This window comes from Microbacterium sp. SZ1, from assembly GCF_002362255.1.
In the GTDB taxonomy this organism is placed as follows: Bacteria; Actinomycetota; Actinomycetes; order Actinomycetales; family Microbacteriaceae; genus Microbacterium.
The window spans coordinates 176,094-198,104 of the sequence record NZ_LPVV01000012.1 but is presented as its reverse complement, the minus strand read 5'-3'; the positions used below and the strand labels follow the sequence as shown (position 1 = coordinate 198,104).

General features: G+C 66.5%; 20 protein-coding genes. 10 read left to right on the top strand and 10 right to left on the bottom strand.

The genetic code is table 11. The features are described 5' to 3' along the window. Positions 1-12 precede the first annotated feature (12 nt). Entirely contained in the window at positions 13-480 is a 468-nt protein-coding gene (gene purE / locus AUC47_RS08635; RefSeq protein ID WP_096714798.1) for a 5-(carboxyamino)imidazole ribonucleotide mutase, read from the top strand. Then, entirely contained in the window at positions 477-1,931 is a 1,455-nt protein-coding gene (locus tag AUC47_RS08630; RefSeq protein WP_256999491.1) for an LCP family protein, read from the top strand. Before purE ends, AUC47_RS08630 begins: the two co-directional genes overlap by 4 nt. Positions 1,932-2,148: 217 nt before the next feature. Here the strand turns inward: AUC47_RS08630 and AUC47_RS08625 are convergent, their stop codons facing one another. Both AUC47_RS08625 and AUC47_RS08620 read right to left on the bottom strand, forming a co-directional pair. Then, positions 2,149-2,721, bottom strand: a complete 573-nt coding sequence (locus tag AUC47_RS08625; protein ID WP_096714796.1) for a hypothetical protein — start codon at positions 2,719-2,721, stop codon at positions 2,149-2,151. Between the two features lie 143 nt (positions 2,722-2,864). Then, a complete protein-coding gene (locus AUC47_RS08620) occupies positions 2,865-4,631 on the bottom strand; it encodes a DUF4012 domain-containing protein (protein ID WP_096714795.1) in 1,767 nt (588 codons plus the stop codon). Positions 4,632-4,715: 84 nt separating this feature from the next. Here AUC47_RS08620 and AUC47_RS08615 point away from each other — a divergent pair, with 84 nt between their 5' ends. After that, on the top strand, positions 4,716-5,789 hold the full coding sequence (locus AUC47_RS08615; protein WP_096714794.1) for a glycosyltransferase: 1,074 nt from the start codon (positions 4,716-4,718) through the stop codon (positions 5,787-5,789). A 26-nt stretch (positions 5,790-5,815) separates the two neighbouring features. Here the strand turns inward: AUC47_RS08615 and AUC47_RS08610 are convergent, their stop codons facing one another. Both AUC47_RS08610 and AUC47_RS08605 read right to left on the bottom strand, forming a co-directional pair. Then, complete coding sequence (locus tag AUC47_RS08610) at positions 5,816-6,559, bottom strand: ABC transporter ATP-binding protein (RefSeq protein ID WP_096714793.1); 744 nt, start codon at positions 6,557-6,559, stop codon at positions 5,816-5,818. Next, positions 6,543-7,412 (bottom strand): ABC transporter permease, encoded by an 870-nt coding sequence (locus tag AUC47_RS08605; RefSeq protein ID WP_096714792.1) that lies wholly within the window; start codon positions 7,410-7,412, stop codon positions 6,543-6,545. The genes AUC47_RS08610 and AUC47_RS08605 overlap by 17 nt, the downstream gene beginning before the upstream one ends. Before the next feature lie 194 nt (positions 7,413-7,606). Between AUC47_RS08605 and AUC47_RS08600 the strand changes: the two genes are divergently transcribed. The 7 genes from AUC47_RS08600 to AUC47_RS08570 are packed head-to-tail and all read left to right on the top strand — an operon-like array spanning position 7,607 to position 16,406. Next, a complete protein-coding gene (locus AUC47_RS08600; protein ID WP_096714791.1) occupies positions 7,607-9,292 on the top strand; it encodes a glycosyltransferase in 1,686 nt (561 codons plus the stop codon). Continuing rightward, positions 9,289-10,188 (top strand): glycosyltransferase family 2 protein, encoded by a 900-nt coding sequence (locus AUC47_RS08595; protein ID WP_256999490.1) that lies wholly within the window; start codon positions 9,289-9,291, stop codon positions 10,186-10,188. Before AUC47_RS08600 ends, AUC47_RS08595 begins: the two co-directional genes overlap by 4 nt. Then, positions 10,185-12,122 carry a DUF6541 family protein gene (locus AUC47_RS08590; RefSeq protein WP_096714789.1) on the top strand — a complete coding sequence of 646 codons (1,938 nt, stop codon included), beginning with the start codon at positions 10,185-10,187 and terminating at the stop codon, positions 12,120-12,122. The genes AUC47_RS08595 and AUC47_RS08590 overlap by 4 nt, the downstream gene beginning before the upstream one ends. Further along, on the top strand, positions 12,119-13,009 hold the full coding sequence (locus AUC47_RS08585; protein ID WP_096714788.1) for a glycosyltransferase: 891 nt from the start codon (positions 12,119-12,121) through the stop codon (positions 13,007-13,009). Before AUC47_RS08590 ends, AUC47_RS08585 begins: the two co-directional genes overlap by 4 nt. Before the next feature lie 47 nt (positions 13,010-13,056). Further along, entirely contained in the window at positions 13,057-14,193 is a 1,137-nt protein-coding gene (locus tag AUC47_RS08580; protein WP_096714787.1) for an NAD-dependent epimerase/dehydratase family protein, read from the top strand. Further along, positions 14,190-15,281 (top strand): acyltransferase family protein, encoded by a 1,092-nt coding sequence (locus AUC47_RS08575; protein ID WP_179297566.1) that lies wholly within the window; start codon positions 14,190-14,192, stop codon positions 15,279-15,281. Before AUC47_RS08580 ends, AUC47_RS08575 begins: the two co-directional genes overlap by 4 nt. A gap of 24 nt (positions 15,282-15,305) precedes the next feature. Next, positions 15,306-16,406: a glycosyltransferase family 4 protein gene (locus AUC47_RS08570; protein WP_096714785.1), complete on the top strand. Its 1,101-nt coding sequence runs from the start codon at positions 15,306-15,308 to the stop codon at positions 16,404-16,406. A gap of 3 nt (positions 16,407-16,409) precedes the next feature. On the opposite strand, the gene AUC47_RS08565 is transcribed toward AUC47_RS08570, so the two are convergent. The 6 genes from AUC47_RS08565 to AUC47_RS08540 form a co-directional block, all read right to left on the bottom strand. Next, on the bottom strand, positions 16,410-17,597 hold the full coding sequence (locus tag AUC47_RS08565) for a DegT/DnrJ/EryC1/StrS family aminotransferase (protein WP_096714784.1): 1,188 nt from the start codon (positions 17,595-17,597) through the stop codon (positions 16,410-16,412). Then, the gene (locus AUC47_RS08560) at positions 17,594-18,532 is read right to left on the bottom strand and encodes an NAD-dependent epimerase/dehydratase family protein (protein WP_143740715.1); all 939 of its coding nucleotides are present in this window, start codon (positions 18,530-18,532) and stop codon (positions 17,594-17,596) included. The genes AUC47_RS08565 and AUC47_RS08560 overlap by 4 nt, the downstream gene beginning before the upstream one ends. A gap of 3 nt (positions 18,533-18,535) precedes the next feature. Beyond that, the gene (gmd, locus tag AUC47_RS08555; RefSeq protein ID WP_096714782.1) at positions 18,536-19,564 is read right to left on the bottom strand and encodes a GDP-mannose 4,6-dehydratase; all 1,029 of its coding nucleotides are present in this window, start codon (positions 19,562-19,564) and stop codon (positions 18,536-18,538) included. 70 nt (positions 19,565-19,634) lie between these two features. Further along, positions 19,635-20,891, bottom strand: coding sequence for a hypothetical protein (locus AUC47_RS08550; protein WP_096714781.1), 1,257 nt, complete (start codon positions 20,889-20,891; stop codon positions 19,635-19,637). Continuing rightward, positions 20,878-21,288, bottom strand: coding sequence for a DUF2304 domain-containing protein (locus AUC47_RS08545; protein ID WP_096714780.1), 411 nt, complete (start codon positions 21,286-21,288; stop codon positions 20,878-20,880). The genes AUC47_RS08550 and AUC47_RS08545 overlap by 14 nt, the downstream gene beginning before the upstream one ends. After that, positions 21,285-22,010 (bottom strand): glycosyltransferase family 2 protein, encoded by a 726-nt coding sequence (locus AUC47_RS08540; protein ID WP_096714779.1) that lies wholly within the window; start codon positions 22,008-22,010, stop codon positions 21,285-21,287. Before AUC47_RS08540 ends, AUC47_RS08545 begins: the two co-directional genes overlap by 4 nt. Position 22,011 lies beyond the last annotated feature (1 nt).

Genomic DNA, 22,011 nt, shown 5'->3' with positions numbered 1-22,011 from the left:
GTCGGCGTCGTCATGGGTTCCGACTCGGACTGGCGTGTGATGAGCGACGCTTCTCAGGCGCTCAGCGGCTTCGGCATCCCGCACGAGGTCGAGGTCGTCTCGGCTCACCGCACCCCCGACAAGCTGATGCAGTACGCGCGCGAGGCACGCGGCCGCGGCATCAGGGTGATCATCGCGGGCGCCGGCGGCGCCGCGCATCTGCCCGGGATGCTCGCCTCGATGACGGCGCTACCCGTCATCGGCGTCCCCGTCCCGCTCGCGTACCTGGACGGCATGGATTCGCTGCTGTCGATCGTGCAGATGCCGGCCGGCATCCCGGTGGCCACGGTGTCGATCGGCGGGGCGAAGAACGCCGGCCTCCTCGCGGTACGCATCCTCGGGACGTCCGACGACGACCTCGCCGACCGCGTCGAGGCGTACGCCCTCGACCTCGAAGCGCAGGTCGAGGAGAAGAACGAGCGGCTGAAGGGTTCGCTGTGACCCTTGCGCCGCCGCGTGGTGCGGCGCGACCGCTCATCGAGACGCGCCCCATGCGGAATCCCGACACCGCGGATGCCGGCATGATGGCGAAGCGCGGGTGGTGGATCGTTCTCCTGAACGTTCTGATCCCCGGCTCAGCGCAGGTGGTCGCCGGCAACCGGAAGCTCGGTCGTTTCGGCCTCGGCGCGACGCTGTTGTCGTGGTTCCTCGTCGTGGTGACGGTGGGCCTCGCGCTCTTCGCACGCCCGGTCTTCCTCTGGCTCACGGTCGGCGGCGGGTGGATCTCGGCCGTGATCCTCACGATCGTCCAAGTGCTGCTCATCGCGTACATCCTGCTGTGGATCGTGTTGACGTTCGACGCTCTGCGCATCGTGAGGCTGGTGCGGATTCCCGGACCGTCGAAGTTCGCGATCCCGCTCGTCGCACTCCTGATCCTCGGACTCGTCGGCGGGTCGACTGCCTACGCATCGTCCATCGTGGGCTCGGCCCGGAACACCATCTCGACGATCTTCGGTCAGAGCGGGCCGAGCCTGCCGCCGAGCGACGGGTACTACAACATCCTGCTGCTCGGAGCCGACAGCGGCGACGGACGTGACTCGATGCGGTTCGACAGCATCTCCGTGGTGTCGGTCAACGCCGACACCGGGGCGGTAACCATCACGGGTATTCCTCGCGAGCTGCCGAACGCGCCGTTCAGCGACGGCAGCCCGATGCAGGCGCTGTACCCGAACGGCTTCGAGGGGCACAGCTCGAACTCGTGCGGCTGGAACGGCTGGATGAACCACGTCCGTAACGCGGCGGAGATCTGTCGAGAGGACGGCGGCAAGAGCCTGTACCCGGATGCGGCGGCCCACGGCTCCGATCCCGGCATCGAGGCGACGAAGGATGCTGCGGAGGGCGTGCTCGGCATCGAGATCCCGTACTACGTGTTCGTCGACATGCACGGCTTCGCCGCCCTCGTCGACGCTCTCGGCGGCGTGGACATCAACGTCACCGAGAGACTGCCGAAGGGCGGTCCGCCGGACGGCGTCGACCCGCACGACGTCGATGCCTGGGCGATCGGCTGGATCGAGCCGGGGCAGCAGCACATGGACGGCGACACAGCCCAGTGGTACGCGCGCTCGCGCTATACGACCAGTGACTGGGACCGCATGAAGCGGCAGCGCGAGCTGCAGGAGGCGATCCTCGCGCAGTTCACTCCGCAGACCGTGCTGACGCGGTTCAACGAGGTCGCTGCGGCGGGAACGGCGCTCATCAGCACCGATCTTCCACAGGACAAGCTGCCGGAGTTCTTCGACCTGATGACGAAGGCGAAGGAGCAGACGGTCACGACGATCGAGCTCACACCGGAGAACGGCATCGACGAGCACTCGCCGGACTACGGCTACATCCACGAGCTCGTCCAGCAGACGCTGCATCCGCCTACCCCGACCCCGACTCCCGCTCCCTGAGCGGGTCTCGGGCACGGGGCGATCTCCCGTGACGATGAATAAGCCCACGGCCGGCTCCCGGGAGTGAGAGGACGGCCGTGGGCCTTCCGGTTCAGGACCGGATTCGCCAGGCGACGGTGATCGGAGGGGGAGGGATCACCGTCGCCCAGTCGATTCCCGCGGGGCGGGAATCTGATCTCGGCACGCGTGCGTCAAGGTGCCCGCGTGCGTGAGCGGATCAGGCGCGCTTGCGGCGGACGATCCCGGTGGCCACGAGTGCACCACCGCCGAGGAAGGCAGCGGCACCTGCGCCGAGCAGCCACGGTGACACGCTGCCACCGGTGAGCGCCAGCTCCAGTCCGTCGCCCGTGAGCGGCATCTCGGTTCCTGCGGCGACGACGCCGGGATCGTGGTCACAGCTCGCCGCCGCATCGTGCCCGTGCGACACCGTGATGAGCGCGGTGTACGACCTCGAGCCCGAGAAGGCGAGCGAGTACGAGCCCTCTCCGTCGGACGGCGGGCGGAAGGTCAGCAGCAGGCTGCCGTCGGCGGCGGCTGTGTTGCCCGAGACCGCGGCAGCGCCGGCGTTGGCACCCGACACGGACACGCCCACGTTCTCGGACGGCTGGAAGTAGCCGGGGCCGAAGACGACGGTGGACACCTCGCAGATGTCGATGACCGGGTCGCCGACGGACACGCGCGGCGTGTCTGCGTACGAGTCGGACCCGCTCGGTGCGGCGGAGGCGGCAACGGGTGCGATGAGCACGAGTGCGCCAGCGGTCAGGCTGATGGCAGCCAGTTTCTTCAGCATGATTCTCCCCAGAAATTCACGCGGAATCGCATCCGGACACACCCCTGCATCCGATTGCGTGGGCTCATCCTGTCCCCACGACAGGATCGGCGAACCCAGTTATTCCCCAATGGACTCGAGACTACATCATGCTTCGACGAAAGTCACGGAGTGCAAACAAGTTCTTCGCGAGACATCTCGGGATTCCGGATCATCGGCGTGTGCTCGACCTCCGTCAGCCGTTCGCCGGCGCCCTCTCCCTGGAAGTCCACCGTGATCGTGGCCGATTCGCCGGGAGCGAGCAGCAGCTCCTGCTGCACCGCCGAGCGCGTTCCGAGCAGGGCCGTCTGCACGTCGTCGTCCTCGCCGCCGCCCTCGCGGTCCACGAGAGACGGCGTCGCGCCCTCCGGGCCGTACACCGTGATGAGGGTGCGCACCGTGCCGGGTTCGACGCCGTACGTCCCTCCTCCCGTGACGTACGCCGGGAGGGCCGTTCCGGCATCCGCCGGTGCGTTGTTGGTCCAGGTCACGCTCACCCGCGTCGTCGGCTCGCCGTCGCAGCGCCCGACGGCGGTCGTGATGGTCGCGTCGGTGTAGTAGTCCATCTTGGCGCCGGTGGTGTCGTTGAAGAGCACACCCACATGACTCGTCGCGTCGTCGCGGGGGAGCGCGCCGCCGAGAGCCGTTCCCGCGAGGAAGGCCTCCTCGTCCTCGTGAGCGCTCCAGATGCGGATCCGATCCTGCTCGGCCGATGCGGCGAGAGCGGCGACGAGGGCCTTGGGATCGGTTCCGGACAGCGCTGCTCCGAACAGTGCACCGGCCGCCTGGGCGAAGATCTGGTCCTGCGCAGCCGGGTCGGGGACCGCCGTGTAGATACCGGAGAGCAGGAGGCTCACGACATCGTCCTCGGTGACGGCGAAGGGGCCGAACGTGAGAGGTCCTGTTGCGGCGAGGAGGTTCTCGGTCGTGACCGCGTCCACGGCGATCACTCCGTCGACGGGCGTCCCGAAACGCTGCTGCCACCTGGCGGCGACGAGGGACCCCGCCTCGGTGAAGTCGGGGATGCTCGTGATGTTCTGCAGGTAGCGACCAGGACGGTCCTCGAAGAGGGCGACGGTGGATTCGCTCAATGGCAGCGACTCGGCGAGCGCCGGGAAGTCCATCGTCGAGGCCTGCTGGACGAGGCTGATCTGACCGTTCTCCGCGTGCAGCAGGGCGATGGCACCGATGATCCCGCCAGAGGAGCGCAGTTCCGCGTTGTTCTGCATCGCGACGACATAGTTCCTCGGGCCCTCGGCGCCGAGCATGCTCGGCAGCAGCGCGGCTGCGCCGTGCAGCGAGCCGACGACCGTCGCCGCCTGGGTGACGGCCGACCGCATCTCGCCGACCGCGTCGGCCAGCGGAGGAAGCGTCGCACCCGCGTCGATCGCCAGCGCGCGATCCTCAGCGGTGCTCAACGCGGCGGACGCGTCGGCCAGGGGCGGTTCGATCGCGGCGAAGGGTGCGAGGTCGATCCGTCCGCCGGAGAAGCCGAGGCTCGCGAGATCGAGCGTGCCGGCGACGTCCAGGACCGGCACCAGCGCCTTCGACGCGACATCGTCAGCGATGTCGGCGACATCGCTGACCGCCCTGAAGTTCGGGCCGATCCAGGGGAGCACGCCGAACGCCTGCCAGACGGGATCGGAGGTGAGTTCGTGCGCGGACTCCGCGTGATGGGCGATGCGGTCGGAGACCCTGGTCGCCCGCTCCAGGTCGCCGTCGCCGATCGCGGCCTTCAGCTGCGTGGCGGACGTGGAGACCTGCTGCAGATCGGTCACGGCGCCGATGCCGCGCACGGTCACCCACCCGACCGCGAGCACGAGAAGGGTCAGGATCACGCCGACGGTCCACCGCAACCATCGGCGACGTACCGGCAGGCGTCCGTCACTCACCCCTGCATTCAAGCATGTGCGGCATATCGGCGTCGCTCCGCGCTGCCTCCGGGATTCGGCAGGCCCGGAGATTACGCTGGTCGTATGGGTGCTCGACTGCGCGTGGTTCTGGATCAACTGGCGCATGTCGTGGACCAGGACCAGGCCTGGGCGGCGCTCGACCTCGCGCGCGCGCTCGTCGACACGGCGCCGTCAGGGTGCGATGTCGAAGCGATCGTCCCCGCGCAGAGCGAGGCCGCGGTGCCCGGACTCGCCGCCGTGCACCGGCTGTCGCTGGCGCGCAGGGAGCTCTCGGCATCCTGGCAGATGGGGATCGTGCCGGGAGTCGGCGGCGGTCTCATCCACTCCGCGTCGCTGATGGCGCCCCTGGTCCGTCACGACCGGGTGCACGACAACGATCAGACGACGGTCACGCTGTGGGACCTCAGGGCATGGGACGCCCCGGAGACATTGACGAAATCCGCGGTCTCGTGGAACCGTGCGATGCTCAAGCGCGCGGTGAAGCACGCGGACGCGGTCGTCGTGCCCACGCACTCGATCGGCGCGCGACTCGCGGAGATCGCCAAGCTGGGGGAGCGGATCCGGGTGATCCCCGGAGCGGCGCCGTCCGGGTTCGTCGTCCCGCTCGACGCAGCCGCGCGCCGCAAGGCCCTGTTGATCCCCGACCGCTACATCGTCGTCACCGGACGGCCGGCGACCATCGAGGCGGGTTTCCGGGCGGCCGTCGCCGCGGGCGCGGATGCCGTGGTGCTGGATGCAGTGGAGGGGGCGGAGCCCAGGTTGGCGGAGATCGCGGCCGCCGCCGGTCTCCCTGAGGCTCGGGCCCGCGTCCGCCCCGCCCTCCCCGCGGAGGATCGGGCGGCCGTGCTCGCCGGCGCCTCGGCCTTCGTCGCAACGGACGACGTCGCGGCGTGGCCCTGGCGTGCGGTGGAGGCCATGACGCTGGGGGTGCCGGTCGTCGCGCTCGACACCGGAGTGCATCGCGATGTGGTCGCCGACGGAGGCACGATCGTCGCCCAGGATGACATCGAGGATGCCGTCGTGGACGCGACGGGATCCGGCGCCCGACGCCTCAGCGTGCTGGCCGCAGATCGCTCGCGCGCGTTCTCCTGGCATGGCGCCGGCGAACGCGTCTGGGGGCTGCACGCCGACCTGTGACCTCGGTCTTCGCGAGCCCGTTCAGCTCACGAGCGCATGAGCTGAACGGCCTCCGTCGTCGCGCCGTCGAATCGCAGCTTGCCCTTCTGAAGAAGAATCCCTCGGTCGCAGAGCTTGGAGACCATGTCGAGGTCATGACTGACGACGACGAGGGTCTTTCCCTGGGCGTGCAGCTCCCGAACCCGCGCCAGACACTTCTTCTGGAAGGGCTCGTCGCCGACGGAGAGGATCTCGTCGATCAGCAGGACATCCATCTCAGTGTGGATTGCGACTGAGAAGGCGAGTCGGAGGAACATTCCGGAGGAGTAGTGCTTCACCTCCGTGTCGATGAACTGCTCGATCTCACTGAAAGCGACGATCTCCTCGTACCGTTCCTCGGTCTCCTTCTTGCTCATGCCGAGAATGGCGGCGTTGAGGAAGATGTTCTCCCGGCCTGAGAGATCGGGGTGGAAGCCGGCTCCGACCTCGATCAGTCCGGCGACCCTGCCTCGAGTGAGCACGGAACCCGAATCGGGCGCGAGCACGCCGGAGATGAGCTTGAGCATCGTGGACTTGCCGGAACCGTTGTATCCCAGCAAGGCGACCGCCTCACCGACTCCGATCTCGAAGGAGACGCCGTCGAGCGCGTGGAAGTCGGTCGTCAGGGGCTTGCGCCGCACGGCAGCGAGCGCTGTCTCCTTGATGGAGTGCGTATGCCGGAGCTTGAAGTTCTTGTGGACGTCGTCGACGACGATGCGGGGCAGCGAGGCTGCGTCAGAGGTCTTGGGCAAAACGACCCTCCAGTCGGCGGAAGACGAGCTGGCCGATGGCCAGGGCGATGAGCGACGTCACGAGGGCGAGCAGCCCGAACATCCAGACATCGGGGATGGGAGACGCGTTGTCGGGTCCCAGCGGCGCCCAGATGCCGTAGTGGAAGAGCTCGACTGCCGCCGTGATCGGGTTCAGCCTGTAGAGGACGAACAGCCATTCCGGCACCACGCGCGCGACCTGCGTCCACTCGTACATGACAGGGGACGCCCAGATGGCGACCATCACGATGATCTCGACGAAGCTCTGCGCATCGCGGAAGGTGACGTTGATGGAACCGAAGAACAGGCCCAGGCCGCTCGCGAGGACGGCGACGATGACCAACGCGAGCAGGATCGCGGCGAAAGAGGCGAACGTCGGCGACCAGCCGAAGAACAAAGAGATCACGACGACGACGATGATCTGAGGGACGGTGTTCACTGCAGCGATCAGCATGCTGGCGATGGGGAACATCTCTCGCGGCAGATAGATCTTCTTGATGAGCGGTGCGTTGTCGACCAGCGATCGCGTGCCGTTCGAGAAGGCCTCGTTGAAGAACGTGACGACCGTGATCCCGGAGAGCAGGTAGATCGGAAAGAAGTCGACGCGGTCGTTCAACCCGAGGAACACGCCGATCGCGACGAAGAAGACCACGAACTGCACGAGCGGCTTCACATACGACCACAACCAGCCGAGGACCGACCCGCGGTACCGGATCTGGATCTCCTTGCGAACGATGAGGGACAGGAGATGCCGCTGTCGGAAGACTTCGAGGAGGCCCTTGTTCGCCCCCGGCGTCGTCAGCCTCTGATCGTCATGTGTGCGATCCTGTTGCACCGCGATTCCGCCTTCCGTAAGCGCCCACCGTCTCGTGCGCACCGTCAGCAATCATACGAGTCGCGCGCGGGGAACCCTGGCAGCGAGGTGGGATCGGGAAGAGATGCCCAGGCTCCTCGCAGAGCGGGCGGAGCGGCCGCTGATAGGATTCCGGAGGTCTTGTGCGTCCGTCGATCTGAAAGCAACTCGTATCCGTGACAATCCATACAGCTCTCGATCAGCCGGCACTCTTCCGATTCGTCGAGCCGGGCACCGCTGAGGAGCTCTCCTCTCGCGAACGTCGTCTGCTCGTCGGAGCTTTGAACTTCCACGCTCTCATGGCACCGGGGCGGACGCTGCGGATCAACATGTACGACGGATCGGTGGAGACCACTCCTCGGCTCACCGACGACAGCACCTTCGATGGGATGTCCCGTCACAACAGATCACGCATCGCCTCGTTCGACATCGTGAGCGACGTCGCACCCGAGCCGCGAACCCCGGAGCACACGGAGAGCGCATCGCAGGCTCTCGTCGCGCATCCCGTCAGGCACCTCCACGTGTCGTCGGACGAGGTCCTGTCCGCTGACCCGTATCGCCCGCCTCGTCCGGGTCTCGTCGGGCGGGTGGCCAGAGCGGTCAAGTCGCGTGCACCTCTCCTGTACGACGATGCCCGCGACCTTTCGCTGTTGCGCTTCCGCAAGTGGCTGCACAACGCCATCGAACCGCGCGACTACCCCGCCGAGTTCACCGCAGGCGGAGCACACGAGGACGACGTGATCGTCCCCGTCGGTCCGGCACCGGAGGGCGCACCCCGAGCTGTCATCATCGGCATTCACTGGTTCGAGCTCGGTGGAGCCGAACTGTGGGCGTTCGAGACGGTCCGCCTGGTCCGCGAGGCGGGGTTCCTCCCCATCGTCCTGACGAATCGCGATTCGCATCAGCCGTGGGTCACGAGGCCGGAGCTCGATGGAGCGCTCATCATCCCGTTCTCCGAGCCGACGGTGGTATCGCAGACGGCGGGGGTCGAGCCCCTGCTACGGGGCCTACTGCGCTCATTCGACGTCCGGGGCGTCGTCATCCATCACAACCAATGGCTCTACGACCGAGTCGCGTGGATCGCGGGCTCCCGGCCCGACATCCCCATCGTCGACAGCACGCACATCGTCGAGTACCGGGGCGGAGGCTACCCGCTGAGCAGTGCGATCGCATCACGATCGATCACGACTCACCACGTCATCTCGCCGAGCCTGGCGCGTTGGCTCGCCGACGTACAGCAGATCCCCGAAGATCGGATCGTCATGGCACCCCTGGGGGGTCTCACGGTCAAGCCCAAGGACGCCGTTTTCCGCGCTCGCAAGCCCGAAGAACCATTCACGCTCGCGTTCGTCGGGCGGATGGCCAGGCAGAAGGCACCCGAGGTCTTCATCACGATGGCGCGTCGCCTGAAGCAGCAGGGCCGCGACCTGAGATTCATCCTGCACGGGGACGGCGAGCTGTCGAGCTGGGTGGACGACATCATCGCCGCGGAAGGACTCGCGGCGGACATCGTGCGACGGTCTTCCTCCCACCCCGTGACGGAGACGCTGGACGAGTCCCACCTGCTGGTGGTGTCCTCGCACAACGAGGGACTCACCCTCACGACACTCGAGGCGATCGCCCACGGCGTGCCGGTCGTCTCGACCGATGTCGGCGCGCAGGGCGACGTGATCCCGCGCGAGGCTCTCGTTCCCCGCTTCGCGAGAGTCGCCGCACGGCGTCTCGCCGAGATCGTGCTGCCTCTCGTCGATGACGAGGCGGCGCGCGAGGCGTTGTGGCGCGCTGAGCGCAAGGCCGAGAAGAAGCTGCTGGCGCAGCCGTCGGCGAGTTCGTGGTTCGAGAAAGAGGTGGGCTCGTGGTGAGCGTTGCAGGTGTCGTCGTCACGTTCAATCGTCTGGAGAAGCTGAAGACGGTCATCGCGTCGATCGAGGCGCAGACCCACCCCGTGGAGACGCTGTTCGTGATCGACAACGCGTCCACCGACGGCACGGCGGAGTATCTGGCTTCGCTGGAGACCTCTGTGCCGCTGGAGGTCGTCACGATGTCGACCAACTCGGGCGGCGCGGGCGGGTTCTCCGAGGGGATGCTGCGCGGGTACGCCAGTGGAGCGGACCACGTGTGGATCATGGACGATGACTGCTACCCGAGGCCCGAGGCGTTGGCGACACTGGTCTCCGGCTTCGACGCGGCGGTCGAGGAGCTCGGCGGCGATGTTCCTTTCGCCTGCTCCGTCGTAGAGTTCACCGACGGCTCCATCTGCGAGATGAACAACCCCGTGCCGACATGGGACTGGGGGCGTCTGCTGGTCAAGGGTCAGAACAACGTCATGGTGACGGCGTGTTCGTTCGTCTCCGTGCTGATCCCCCGATGGGCCATCGCGGAGTACGGCCTCCCGTACTCCGAGTACTTCATCTGGTTCGACGACCGGGAGTACACCCTCCGGCTCACCCGTCGCTGCCCCGGCGTCCAGGTGATGGACAGCGTCGTGGTCCACGACATGGGTGACAACCGCGGAGTGAACTTCGCCATGGTCGACCGCAAGAGCCTCTGGAAGTTCGCCTACGGCGTTCGCAACGAGGCCTCCTGGCAGCTGCACCACCGCGGACTGCTGTACTTCCTCGAGTTCGGCGCCCGGCTGTTCGTGAGTCTTCACCGGGGCCGCGTGCCGCTGGATCTGCGCGGGAAGCTGCTGGGCAGGTGGCTCAAGGGAATCGCGTTCAATCCGAAGGTGCGTTACCCCGACGGCCTGACGCGATGACCTGGCTCGCGGCGGTTCCCGCGCTCGGCGTCGCCTTCGTCCTCCTCTTCGCGCCGGGGTATCTGGTTGCTCGGCTTCTGTCTCTGCGAGGGTTATGGGCTTGGGCCTTCGCACCGCTGGCGTCCATGAGTGTGATCGCGATCGCCGCGCTGTGGAGCGCCGCGGTCGGGATGGCGTGGTCATGGCTCCCCGTCTGCCTCACCGCGCTCGCCGTGGGACTCATCGCCGCCGTCGTCAGACGGTTCATGCGAAGGGATCCAGGGGAGCGTGATCTCGGCCAGCCGAGATCGGCGACCCTCACGGCGTGGGTGTTGGCTGGAGCCGCCATCCTCGTCGGCGCGCAGGTGGTCGCGGTCATCGGCTCTCCCGACAACATCTCGCAGTCCTTCGACAACGTCTTCCATCTGAACGCGGTGCGATACGTGCTCGAGACGGGCTCCGCATCGCCGTTGACCGTCGGCTCCATGACGAGCGACAACGGCGGCGTGTGGTTCTACCCGAGCGGTTGGCACGCCTCTGTCGCTCTCGTGTCCCAGCTCGCCGGTGCGTCGATCATGACAGCGTCGAACGCGATGACGGTCGTCGTCGCTGCGATGGTGTGGCCCGCAACGGTGCTGCTCCTGACGCGCACGCTGATGGGGCGGACGCGTCCGGTGCTGATCGCGGCCGGGGCATTGACCGGTCTGATCCCCGCGTTCCCGATCCTGATGCTCGACTACGGGGTCCTATACCCGTATCTGCTCGGCGTAGCTCTCATACCGGCCGCGCTGGCGGCGATGATCGCGATGTTCGGCCTCCACGGTGAGCGCGCGGTGCCCCCGGTTCTCCCGCTTGCGGTAGCGGTGGTGGGGGCTCTGCCCGGGATCGCGGTGGCGCACCCGGGGGCGTTCGTCGCGTGGATGGTCCTGGCGATGCTGACGGGAGTCCTCGCCTTCGTCCGTTTCCTGGCGCGCCGTCCGCCACGCGCGTCGATGATCCGAGCCCTGATCGCTATGAGCGCGGCACTGATCGTCGCAGCCGTCGCGTGGAAGGTGCTCAAGCCCGCCGCCGAGGCTCGCGGTTGGCCTGTCGAGCAGTCGGTGGCACAGGCGATCGGCCAGGCCATCACGGTCGCGCCGACCTACGGCAACGTGCCGTGGGTAGTCGTCGTCTTGCTCGCCATCGGCGTGGTCGTCGCAGTCCGGGAGCGCAGAGTCCCTGAGGTGCTCGCACTGGCGGCGCTTCTCACAGTGGGCACGCTCTACGTCGTAGCCAGCGCCCTTCCCTGGCATCAGCTTCGTGATCTGATGACGGCTGCGTGGTACAACAACGCTCCGCGGCTCGCCGCATTGCTCCCCCTCGTGGTCATCCCTCTCGCGGCGCTCGGAGCAGCCGTTCTCGTGCGATGGCTCGAACATCGCCTCCGCACCACGGGTCGGCGCAGATCCCTGATAGCGGTGGCGGCCGTCGCGATCTTGCTCGTTATCGCGGGACAGGCGTACGCCTCGCTCCAGGCCATCCGAATGGCGTCCGCGGTCTACATGTACACCGACGAGTCTCGTCTGATCACCCTGGACGAGAAGACGCTGCTGGAACGGCTTCCCGGCGAGGTCCCTCCGGGCTCCACGATCGTGGGCAGCGCCTGGACCGGCGCCGGGCTCGCCTATGCCTTCTCCGATCGAGATGTGCTGATGCCGCACATGCTGATGGATTTCACCGACGACGATCTGCTGATCCTCGACCGCCTCGCTGAAGCGCGGCCCGGGACCGCGGTGTGCGACGCTATCGAGAGAGCCGATGTGCTGTACGTCCTGGACTTCGGCACGCAGGAGATCCATGGCGCCGAGCACGAGTACGTCGGTCTGGTCGACCTCGAGGACTCCTCAGCTGTCACGCTCGTCGACGAGGTCGGCGACGCGCGACTGTACCGTGTGACTGGATGTGATGTGTCGTGACCCATGAGATCTTCGTTCCCTTCTGGGGCGACCCCGAGCTCCTGTACGAGACCGTTCGCTCGGTGCAGGCGCAGACAGTGGAGGACTGGCGCCTCGTCGTCATCGACGACTGCTACCCGGATGACAGTGTGCCGGCGTTCTTCGCGGATCTCGGGGATCCCCGCATCGAGTACGTGCGAAACCCTCTCAATCTGGGCATCACAGAGAACTACCGCGAAGCGATCAGGCAGGCGCGGAGCGAGTTCGTGACCATCCTCGGTTGCGACGACCTCATGCACCCGAATTATCTGCAGGTCGTGCGCGAGGTGATCGGCCGCGTACCCGACGCGGACGTGATCCAGCCGGGTGTGGACGTGATCGATGAGGCGGGACGTGCGATATCGCCTCTTGTCGACCGAGTGAAGCAGGGCCTGTTGGCGCCGAAAGGGGGAAGCGGGGTTGCCGTGCTCCGCGGTGACCGCATGGCCACCAGTCTGATCCGGGGCGATTGGCTCTACTGGCCGTCGTTGACGTTCCGAACCGCGACCCTCAAGCGCATCGACTTCCGCGATGGATTACCGATCATCCAGGATCTGGCCCTGCTCATGGACATCGCGTTCGACGGCGGCACACTCGCTTATGCGCCCACTCGGGCCTTCTCCTATCGCCGTCATGGAGGCAGCGCCTCACAGAAGACGCTCCTCGACGGGCGTCGTTTCCGCGACGAACGAACCTACTATCGGCAGGCTGCAGAACTCGCGCGGACACAGGGGTGGCGTCGAACCGAGATCACTGCTCGTGTGCGCCTCATGTCGCGTCTGCACGGTGTGGCCGAGCTGCCCGGGGTCATCCGGAGCGGGACGTCCGCCGGGCTAAGATCGACGCTGGCCCACATCTTCGCACTCTGACGGGCTCCCGAGCCCGCGCGTCGAACACAGTCACAGGAGAGAGAATCATGGCGGAACACATCCTCATCACCGGGGGCGCCGGTTTCATCGGAACCCGACTCGCGCGTCGGTTCGTCGACGCCGGTCACACCGTCACGGTCCTCGACGCGCTGATCGCACAGGTGCACGGGGAGGACCCCCGCGCCCAGTCTCCCCTCCTGCGATCGCTCGACGGCGTCGCAGAGGTCGTCGAGGGCACCGTGACTTCCGTCGAGGATCTTCGTCGGGCGCTGCACGGGGCGACCGTCGTCGTCCACCTCGCCGCTGAGACCGGCACCGGGCAGTCGATGTACGAGATCGATCGGTACGCCGAGACCAACGTCGGTGGAACGGCCAAGCTCCTCAACATCCTCGCAAACGAGCAGCACACGGTCCGTCGCATCGTTGTGGCTTCGTCGCGCTCGATCTACGGCGAGGGCGCATACCGCACGAGCGATGGGCGGGTCGTGTATCCCGCGCACCGCGCGGACGCCGATATGGCCGCTGGTGACTTCGACGTGCATGTCGAGGGCGAGGGAACTCTCACCCTGATCCCCACGGACGAGGATGCGAAGCTGCACCCGTCGTCGGTTTACGGCATCACCAAGCAGACGCAGGAGTCGCTCATCATGACCGTGGCTCCGACGATCGGCATCGAGCCTGTCTCCTTGCGCTACCAGAACGTGTACGGCCCGGGTCAATCCCTGAAGAACCCTTACACGGGCATCCTCTCGATCTTCTCGACGCTGATCCGTCAGGGCAAAGCGATCAACATCTTCGAGGATGGCCGTGAGACACGGGACTTCGTGTATATCGATGACGTCGTCGAGGCCACGTTCCTCGGGGCGACGCACCCGCATGCCGCCGGAGGAACCTTCAATGTGGGCTCGGGGGTCGCGACGAGCGTGAACGAGGTGGTCGGAGCGCTGTTCAGCGCCTTCGGCGTCGACGTGCCGACGCACATCTCGGGCAATTATCGCCTGGGAGACATCCGTCACAACGTCGCGGATACGACGCGTCTGCGCGAGATCCTCGGGTTCAGTCCCGCAGTGCCGTTCTCCGCGGGAGTGCAGCATTTCGTGGACTGGGTCAAGACCGAGCCGGTGGAGGGAGACACCTATCAGAAGTCTCTCGACGAGATGGCTTCGCGGAATCTCTTGAAGTGACCGACCGACACCCCTTGGCGGGGTCTCCGTTCCCGTATCGGGAGAACAGTCTCAACCTCTTCCGCCTCATCCTCGCGGCGCTGGTTCTGTTCGCGCACAGCTGGTACATCGCCGGACAGGGAGTCGGACCGCAAATTCAGGGTGAGAACCTCGGCGGGTGGGCCGTGGCCGGCTTCTTCGTCCTGAGCGGTTTCCTGATCACCCGAAGTCGTTTCCGGACCAGCGCGGGGGACTACCTGCTCCATCGGGTCGCTCGGATATATCCCGCGTTCCTCGTCTGTCTGATCGTCACCGCCGCGGTCTTCGGCCCGATCGCCGCGTTGGTCGAGAACGGCTCACTCGCCGGATACGTCTCGACTCCCGTGACGCCCCTGCAGTACATATGGGGCAACCTGGCGCTCGACATCACGACCTACGACATCGGGGCGACGCTGAACACGGTGCCGTATCCGAATGCGTGGAACGGCTCGCTGTGGACTCTCTATTACGAGTTTCTCTGCTACCTCATCGTGTGGTTGCTCGGCGCTTGGGCGCTCTTCCGGCGATCGTACGTGCCCGCGATCGTCGCCTTCCTCGTCTCCGTTCTCGTCTGGATGAACATCGGCCTCACCGAGCGACTGGGGATGGACGGCAGTTTCGCTCTGCTCTTCAAGTTGCTTCCGTTCTTCCTCGGCGGGGCTGTCGCGTTCCTCGTCATCGAGCGCCTCGGAGTGAATCGGTGGATGGCGATCGGATCGCTCCTGCTGGCGGTTGCGTCCATCGCGCTCATTCCGCATTGGGGAGGACAAGTCTCTTCACCGTTCCTGGCGTACGGGCTCCTCTACCTTTCCACGGTGATCCCGCAGCCGCGCTGGATTGCCAAGAACGACATCTCCTACGGCTTCTACATCTATGCGTGGCCGATCCAGCAGCTGACCGTCCTGTTCGGCGGGGACCGGTGGGGGATGCCGATCTACATCCTCATCACCATCGTCGGTACCGTCGTCCTGGCGATGCTCAGCTGGTTCTTCATCGAGCGCCCCTGCATGCGCCGCGTGCGGGGGCGCGGGACGAGTCCCCGCACTGCCGTCGTAGCGCCTTCGGCGTGACAGCCTCCGAAAGGAAAACCTTCCATGGCACGCATCTTCGTCGACCTTCTCTCTCTGACGGGCAAGAAGGGCGGAATGGAGACCTATGCCCGAGAGCTGTACATGCAGCTCGGCCGACTCGCCCCCGAGCATGAGTACATCGGGTACTTCAGTGCCGAGGGCTGGGAGCTCGACCGCAGCTGGTTCCCTGGTGAGGGGATCGCCTCGGGTATCAGCGGAGAGAACCGTTTCACGTGGGCATGGGGCGAGCTGCGGTGCGGCCGAGCGGCGGCCGCAGCCGGAGCAGATCTGCTTCACTCCCCGATGACGCTCGGGCCCGCTCGGACGAAGATGCCGGCGGTCATCTCCATGCACGACATGTTGTACTGGAGTCACCCGCAGTACATGTCGACGCCGATGTACACCCTTCCAGTGAAGGTCATGGAGCGTCTGGCCGCTCGAAACGCCTCGCGAATCCTGACCATCAGCGAGGTGTCGCGGCAGGCCATCGTCCGGTACCTCAAAGTGGCCCCGGATCACATCGACCTGGTTCCTCTCGCAGGGACGCCGCTGCAGGGCGTCGACCGCTCCCGCGCCTCCAGCGGCGGCGCGATGATCCTGGCCACCGGCAACCGCCGACCGCACAAGAACTGGCCGTCGCTCATCCGGGCGCTGCCCCTGATCGACCCCGAGGTGCGCCCGCGCGTCGTCGTCACCGGCAGCCACGGCGACGACCCGCTGATCGAGATCGTGGCCGAGACCGGCATGCAGGACTGGGTCGACCTGCGCTCCTGGGTCGATATGGACGAGATGCGCGAGCTCTACTCGACCGCGACGGCTCTCGCGATGCCGTCCTTCGCGGATGGGTTCTCGCTGCCCGCGCTCGAGGCCATGATGGCCGGGCTCCCGGTGATGATCAGCGACATCCCCGTCTACCGTGAGGTCGTCGGCGACGTCGCGCTGTTCATCGACCCTAACGACCTCGGATCGATCGCCGACGCGATGACGACCGCGGCCTCGGATCCCGAGCTGATGCTCGACCTCACCCGTCGCGGATACGAGCGTGCCGCATTGTTCTCCTGGGAGAGGACGGCGAAGGGCACGCTCGAGACGTTCGAGCGTGCCCTTCGCGACGGCAGGCGCTGAGAGCTACGAGCGAGCGACCCGCTCGACCGTCTCGGCGACGAGGTCGATGCCGTCGCGGACGGGGTAGTGGTGGTTGCCGACGAAGAGCCCGTCAGTGTGAACCTTGTCCGCCGCGGGCAACGCGTCCGGCACGATGGCGTCGAGATGTGTCATGACCGGGTTGCGGGTGAAGTTACCCGCGACGATCGGGCGGGACTCGATCCGCGCCTCGGCGAAGGCCGCAACGAGGTCCGAGCGACGCCCCGCGAGCGAGTCCTCGAGAACGAGGGAGAAGCCGAACCAGCTGCTCTCCCCGGTCTCCTTCTGGAGTCGTACCGAGGAGATGTCGGCGAATCGCTCCGCGAAGTACTTGGCGTTCTCGCGGCGACCGGAGATCAGAGCGGGGATCTTTGCGAGCTGCTCGATGCCCAGTGCGCCCTCCATCTCGAGGGGGCGTACGTTGTACCCGGGGAGCACGAAACGGAACAGGTCGTCCCACGCGTTACCCGTCTTGTCGTGCACGTGATTGTTGTCGGGTAGGTCGCGGGTCCAGCCGTGGGAGCGCAGCGAGAGCATCTCCTGGTAGATCTGCTCGTCGTCCGTGAGGATCACGCCGCCCTCCATGGTGGCGATGTGGTGCGAGAAGAAAGAGCTGAAGGTTCCGACCAGGCCGGCGGTTCCGGCGTTGATCCCGTCGCTGACGGCGCCGAGGGACTCGCAGTTGTCCTCCATCAGGACCAAGTCGTGCCGATCGCAGATCGCGCGAAGTCGCGTGAAGTCATTCGGGTTGCCGAGCAGGTTGACGGCGAACACCGCCTTGGTCTTCGGCCCGATCGCGTCCTCGAGCAGGTCCATGTCGACGTTCAGCGTGTCGATGTCGATGTCGACGAAGCGCGGCCGCAGACCGTACTGCGTCAGCGGGTAGTAGGTGGTGGGCCACGACACCGCGGGGACGAGCACCTCGTCGCCGCGGTTGAGGTCGATCCGGGGGTCGAGAACCGCGGCCGCCACGGCGATGAGGTTCGCCGAACTGCCGGAGTTCACCATCACGCCGAACTGGGCGCCGAAGTGAGCGGCGAACCCCGCTTCGAACTCTTTCACGAGGGGACCCATCGTGAAGCGTCCGCTATCGGTGACCCGGCGGATGGCCGCATACTCGGCATCGTCCCAGGTCGTTGTGGCCAGGGGGTAGGCCCGTTCGGCAGAGGTCATCGAAGTTCTCCGTTCGCAATCTGTCTCAGGTAAGAGTCGTAGCACGACCGCATGCCGTCGGCCATCGCGGTCGTGGGTGCCCAGCCGTGGCTACGGGCGACGGACGAGTCGATCAGACGCTGCGGAACCCCGCTCGGACGCGTGATATCGAACTCCAGGTCGCCGTCGAAACCGACCACCTCGCAGGCGATCTCGTAGAACTCGCGGATGCTGTGATCGGTACCGGCGCCGACATTCATGATGGGCGGCCAGGCTGCCATGTCGTCGACGCTACCGACCAGCCACTCGGCGAGATCGGGCGCGTACGTGAACTCTCGCCGTGCGGTGCCGTCGCCCCAGACCGAGACGGATGACGCTCGGGCCGCCTTCGCCTCGTGCGCCTTGCGCAGCGTGGACGCGATGAGGTGGGCGCGATCGGACGCAAAGGTGTCGTTCGGTCCGTATAGATTGGACGGCAGGATCGATCGGTAGGTCCGACCGGTCTGCGCCGCGGCATAGCGGACGGCAGTCATTCCGGTGAGCTTCGCGAGCCCGTAGCCCTCGTTGGCGGACTCCAATTCGCCGTGGAAGAGCTGCGACTCGTCGATCGGGCTCTGCGCCGCCGCCGGATAGGCCGCGGCGCTCGCTACGTAGAGCATCCCGGAGACGTCGCTCGCCACCGCCGCGTCGATCACCGCGCGGTCGACCGCGAGATTGTCGAGGAGGTAGGGGAGCGGGCGCGCGAGCTTGTCGGCGATTCCGCCGACGACGGCCGCCGCGTGGACGATCAGATCGGGTCTCGCCGTCCGGATGACACGATCGGTCGCCGCGGCGTCGCGGAGGTCGACGTCGCTTCGACGAAGCGCGACGACCTCATCCTTCGGGCGAATAGACGACCACCGCTCGGAGATACTGGAGCCGAGCATCCCCCCGGCGCCGGTGATCAATACGCGCACGTGTCAGCTCTGAACCTGATCGACGTAGTGGCGTCCCTCGACCTCAAGCGTCGCGGCATCCGCATCCACCATGATCTGTGCGAGGCGCGGCGTGAGCACCTTGGGCTCCCAGCCGAGGAGATCCTTCGCACGGCTGTAGTCGCCGATCAGGGCGTCGACCTCGGTGGGTCGGAGGTAGCGCTCGTCGAACTTTACGTACTTCTCCCAGTCGAGTCCCACGTGCTCGAACGAGAACCGCAGGAAGTCCTTGACCGTGTACGCGGTGTTCGTTGCCAGGACATAGTCGGTCGGCTCGTCGTGCTGCAGCATGCGCCACATGCCCTCGACGTACTCGGGGGCGTAGCCCCAGTCGCGCACGGAGTCGAGGTTGCCGAGGTAGAGCTCCTTCTGCTGCCCGGCGGCGATGCGGGCGACGGCGCGGGTGATCTTGCGAGTCACGAACGTGCCGCCTCGGCGCGGAGACTCGTGATTGAACAGGATGCCGTTGACAGCGAACAGGTCGTACGCCTCGCGGTAATTGCGCGTGATCCAGTAGGAGTAGACCTTCGCGACTCCGTACGGGGAGCGCGGGTAGAACGGTGTCTCTTCGTTCTGCGGCGGCGGCGTGGCGCCGAACATCTCGGAGCTGGACGCCTGGTAGAAACGGCAGTCGACGTGGGCGGCGCGAATGGCCTCGAGAAGGCGAGTCGTCGCGAGGCCAGTGACGTCGCCGGTGTACTCGGGCTCGTCGAAGCTCACGCGGACGTGCGACTGCGCAGCCAGGTTGTAGACCTCATGGGGCTGGATCTCGTTGAGGAGCGTCACCAGACGCGACCCGTCCGCCAGATCCGCGAAGTGCAGGAACAGCCGGTGGTCCTCCGACTGCGCGGGCTGGTAGATGTGGTCGATGCGCTGTGTGTTGAACGACGAAGAACGACGGATCAAGCCGTGGACCTCATACCCCTTCGAGAGGAGGAGCTCAGCGAGGTAGCTGCCGTCCTGCCCGGTGATTCCGGTGATGAGTGCGCGCTTCGGCGCCAGGCTTTCGGTCATGGATTTGCTCCTGGATCGGGAGAACGATGGTCTGGCGTGAGCCTCGACCATCTTAGCCGAGGGGTCGCAGTCAACACGGCATGCCGTCAGGCGCGGGGGGTCGGGTACGCCGCGCCGCGCCGAGCAGCGCGATGACGTGGGCTGCGAGACCTGCGATCGCCGGCGCAGTGAGCGCGAGTAGGGTTCGGACGGTGAAGTCGACGGGGAGCACGAGGCACGCGACGGTCAGCGCAGCTGCCAGGCTCCAGCCGACGACGTTCGCGAGGTGACCGCCGCGCGCGACCAGGGCCGGGCCGGTGACGCACATCAATGCGACCAGGCCCGCGCTGAACACCACGATTGCGATGACATGGGCGTCGATATCGAAAGACCCCGCCGAGATCAGCGCGACCAGCCAGGGACCGACGAAATACGCCGTCGCGGACAGCGCGGCCATGACCGTGATCGCCACCCCGAGGAGGCCGAACAGACGCCGCGGCGCCACGGAATCGCGATCCCGGAAGACCGCCGAGATCAGATAGCTCTGCATCGCCACGACCGGAACGACGATCGGGGCCCTCGTGAGGTTGATGGCCATGAGCAACGCGCCGACGGCCGATGCCGGGATCGTCGCCGAAGTCGCGCCGATGAGCAGCGGGAGACCGGAGATCATCACACCGCTACACGCCGCAGCGCCCACCGTGCTGAGGACGTTGCGCGACAGCTTCGCGAAGCCGACGTCCAGGGCGAAACGGCCCACGACGCCCCGACGCAGCACGAGCCAAGCAAGGGCGAAGGACAGCCCGAACGGGAAGGCGATGCCGAGACCGAGCCACAGGGGGTCAGCACCCAGCGCGAACGCCACCGCGAGGAAGATGATGCGGAGAACCGCGTCGAGCGCAGTGATGAGAGCAACGCCGCGCCAGAGTTGCAATCCATAGAGGGCGCCGCTGAGCACGGCGTTGACGAGGTAGCCGACGAACGCGATGCTCAGTACCGTCCCGAGAGCGACGAAGGGGAGGGGCAGAGTGGTCGCCGTGAGCCAGGCGGCCACGCCGAGCGCGACGACGATGACGACGGCGATCGCGCTGAGTGTGAACGAGCGCAGGACCGTGTTCGGCTTGTGATCGCGCGAGGGGCGCGCTGCTCGAGCGACCTCCTGCTGCACCCCGGACATCGCCGCCACGCCGAGGTAGACGGTCGACCACGTCACAGAGAACGAGACGTACGAGGAGCCGTCCAGGAGGCGCGGCGCCGCGACCTGGATCACATACCCGAGGAAGCCGGCGACGGCCGTCGAAAGCAGGAGCCAGCGCAGCGCCGAACCCCCGCCGTCAGTGCTCGTCATTCGTGTCGGTCCGTGTCGAGATCCTGTCCGCTGGGGCGGGGAGTGCATCGGTATCGCCGCGAGCTTCGAGCTTCTCGACAGAAGTCCGGAGGATCGCGACCTCCTCGGCCACGCGGCGGATCTCGTCTTCCGCCTGCGACAGCTCCCAGGATAGATGCAGCGTCACTCCGACGAGCAGCACGATCGAGAGAGCGAAGATGAGGTTCGACGGAACAGCGACGCCGAGGAAGGCGGACAGTCCGATCAGCAACGAGGGGAAGATCGACAGGATCAGTATCGTGATCCCGATGAGAAGCCAGAGGATCGCGTACTTCTCGCGGAGCTGACGGCGCAGAAGCATCACGATGATCAGGGTGACGACGATGAGCGCGAAGGCGATGCCAGCGGCGATGATCATGCCGATGCCTTTCCGGAACGGCTGCCGCGAAGGAGCGCGAGCGTGAGTGCGAACGTCGTTCGCAGTAGGTATACGGTGGCGCCGAAGGGATTCTGGCTCGGGCGCCCATATGCGCGGGGCCGCATCGCGACCGGGACCTGGGTTACGGTGAGGCCCGAATGGAGAGCACTGACCAGGGAGTCGACAGTGTCGCCGAGATACTCCGCGGGGTAGTAGCGGACGTACTGGTCGATCGCCCGGCGGTTCCCGGCTCGGAACCCTGAAGTGACATCCGTGAGGCGAGTCCGGCCGACCCTCGACAGTACCGAGGCGAGCATCTTCATGGCCCATCGGCGCGGGCCGCGCGCCTTGTAGTCTCCGACTTCCGCGAAGCGGGCGCCGATCGAGATGTCTGCGCTCTGCAGGCCGTCGAGCACGACGGCGATGTCCTGGGGATTGTGCTGGCCGTCCGCGTCCACCTGGATCGCGCGGGCATATCCATGACGCTGGGCGTAGGTGAAGCCCGTGCGCATGGCGCCACCCACGCCCATGTTGAACGGCAGGACCAGCACGTCCGCGCCCGCCTGCCGCGCCTCCTCCGCAGTTCTGTCGGTGGAACCGTCATCGACCACGACGACGTCGTAGCCCGCCTCGAGACTCATGATCTCGCGGACCGTGTTGCCGACGTTCTGCTCTTCGTTCCACGCGGGGACGATGATGAGCGTGGGGAGTGAATCAACCATG

Coding starts and splice junctions, on each gene's coding strand:
- AUC47_RS08540 (WP_096714779.1), bottom strand. CDS start 22,010: ATGGTTGATTCACTCCCCACGCTCATCATCGTCCCCGCGTGGAACGAA.
- AUC47_RS08590 (WP_096714789.1), top strand. CDS start 10,185: ATGACCTGGCTCGCGGCGGTTCCCGCGCTCGGCGTCGCCTTCGTCCTC.
- purE (WP_096714798.1), top strand. CDS start 13: ATGGGTTCCGACTCGGACTGGCGTGTGATGAGCGACGCTTCTCAGGCG.
- AUC47_RS08550 (WP_096714781.1), bottom strand. CDS start 20,891: ATGACGAGCACTGACGGCGGGGGTTCGGCGCTGCGCTGGCTCCTGCTT.
- AUC47_RS08625 (WP_096714796.1), bottom strand. CDS start 2,721: ATGCTGAAGAAACTGGCTGCCATCAGCCTGACCGCTGGCGCACTCGTG.
- AUC47_RS08615 (WP_096714794.1), top strand. CDS start 4,716: ATGGGTGCTCGACTGCGCGTGGTTCTGGATCAACTGGCGCATGTCGTG.
- AUC47_RS08570 (WP_096714785.1), top strand. CDS start 15,306: ATGGCACGCATCTTCGTCGACCTTCTCTCTCTGACGGGCAAGAAGGGC.
- gmd (WP_096714782.1), bottom strand. CDS start 19,564: ATGACCGAAAGCCTGGCGCCGAAGCGCGCACTCATCACCGGAATCACC.
- AUC47_RS08545 (WP_096714780.1), bottom strand. CDS start 21,288: ATGATCATCGCCGCTGGCATCGCCTTCGCGCTCATCGTCGTCACCCTG.
- AUC47_RS08580 (WP_096714787.1), top strand. CDS start 13,057: ATGGCGGAACACATCCTCATCACCGGGGGCGCCGGTTTCATCGGAACC.
- AUC47_RS08565 (WP_096714784.1), bottom strand. CDS start 17,597: ATGACCTCTGCCGAACGGGCCTACCCCCTGGCCACAACGACCTGGGAC.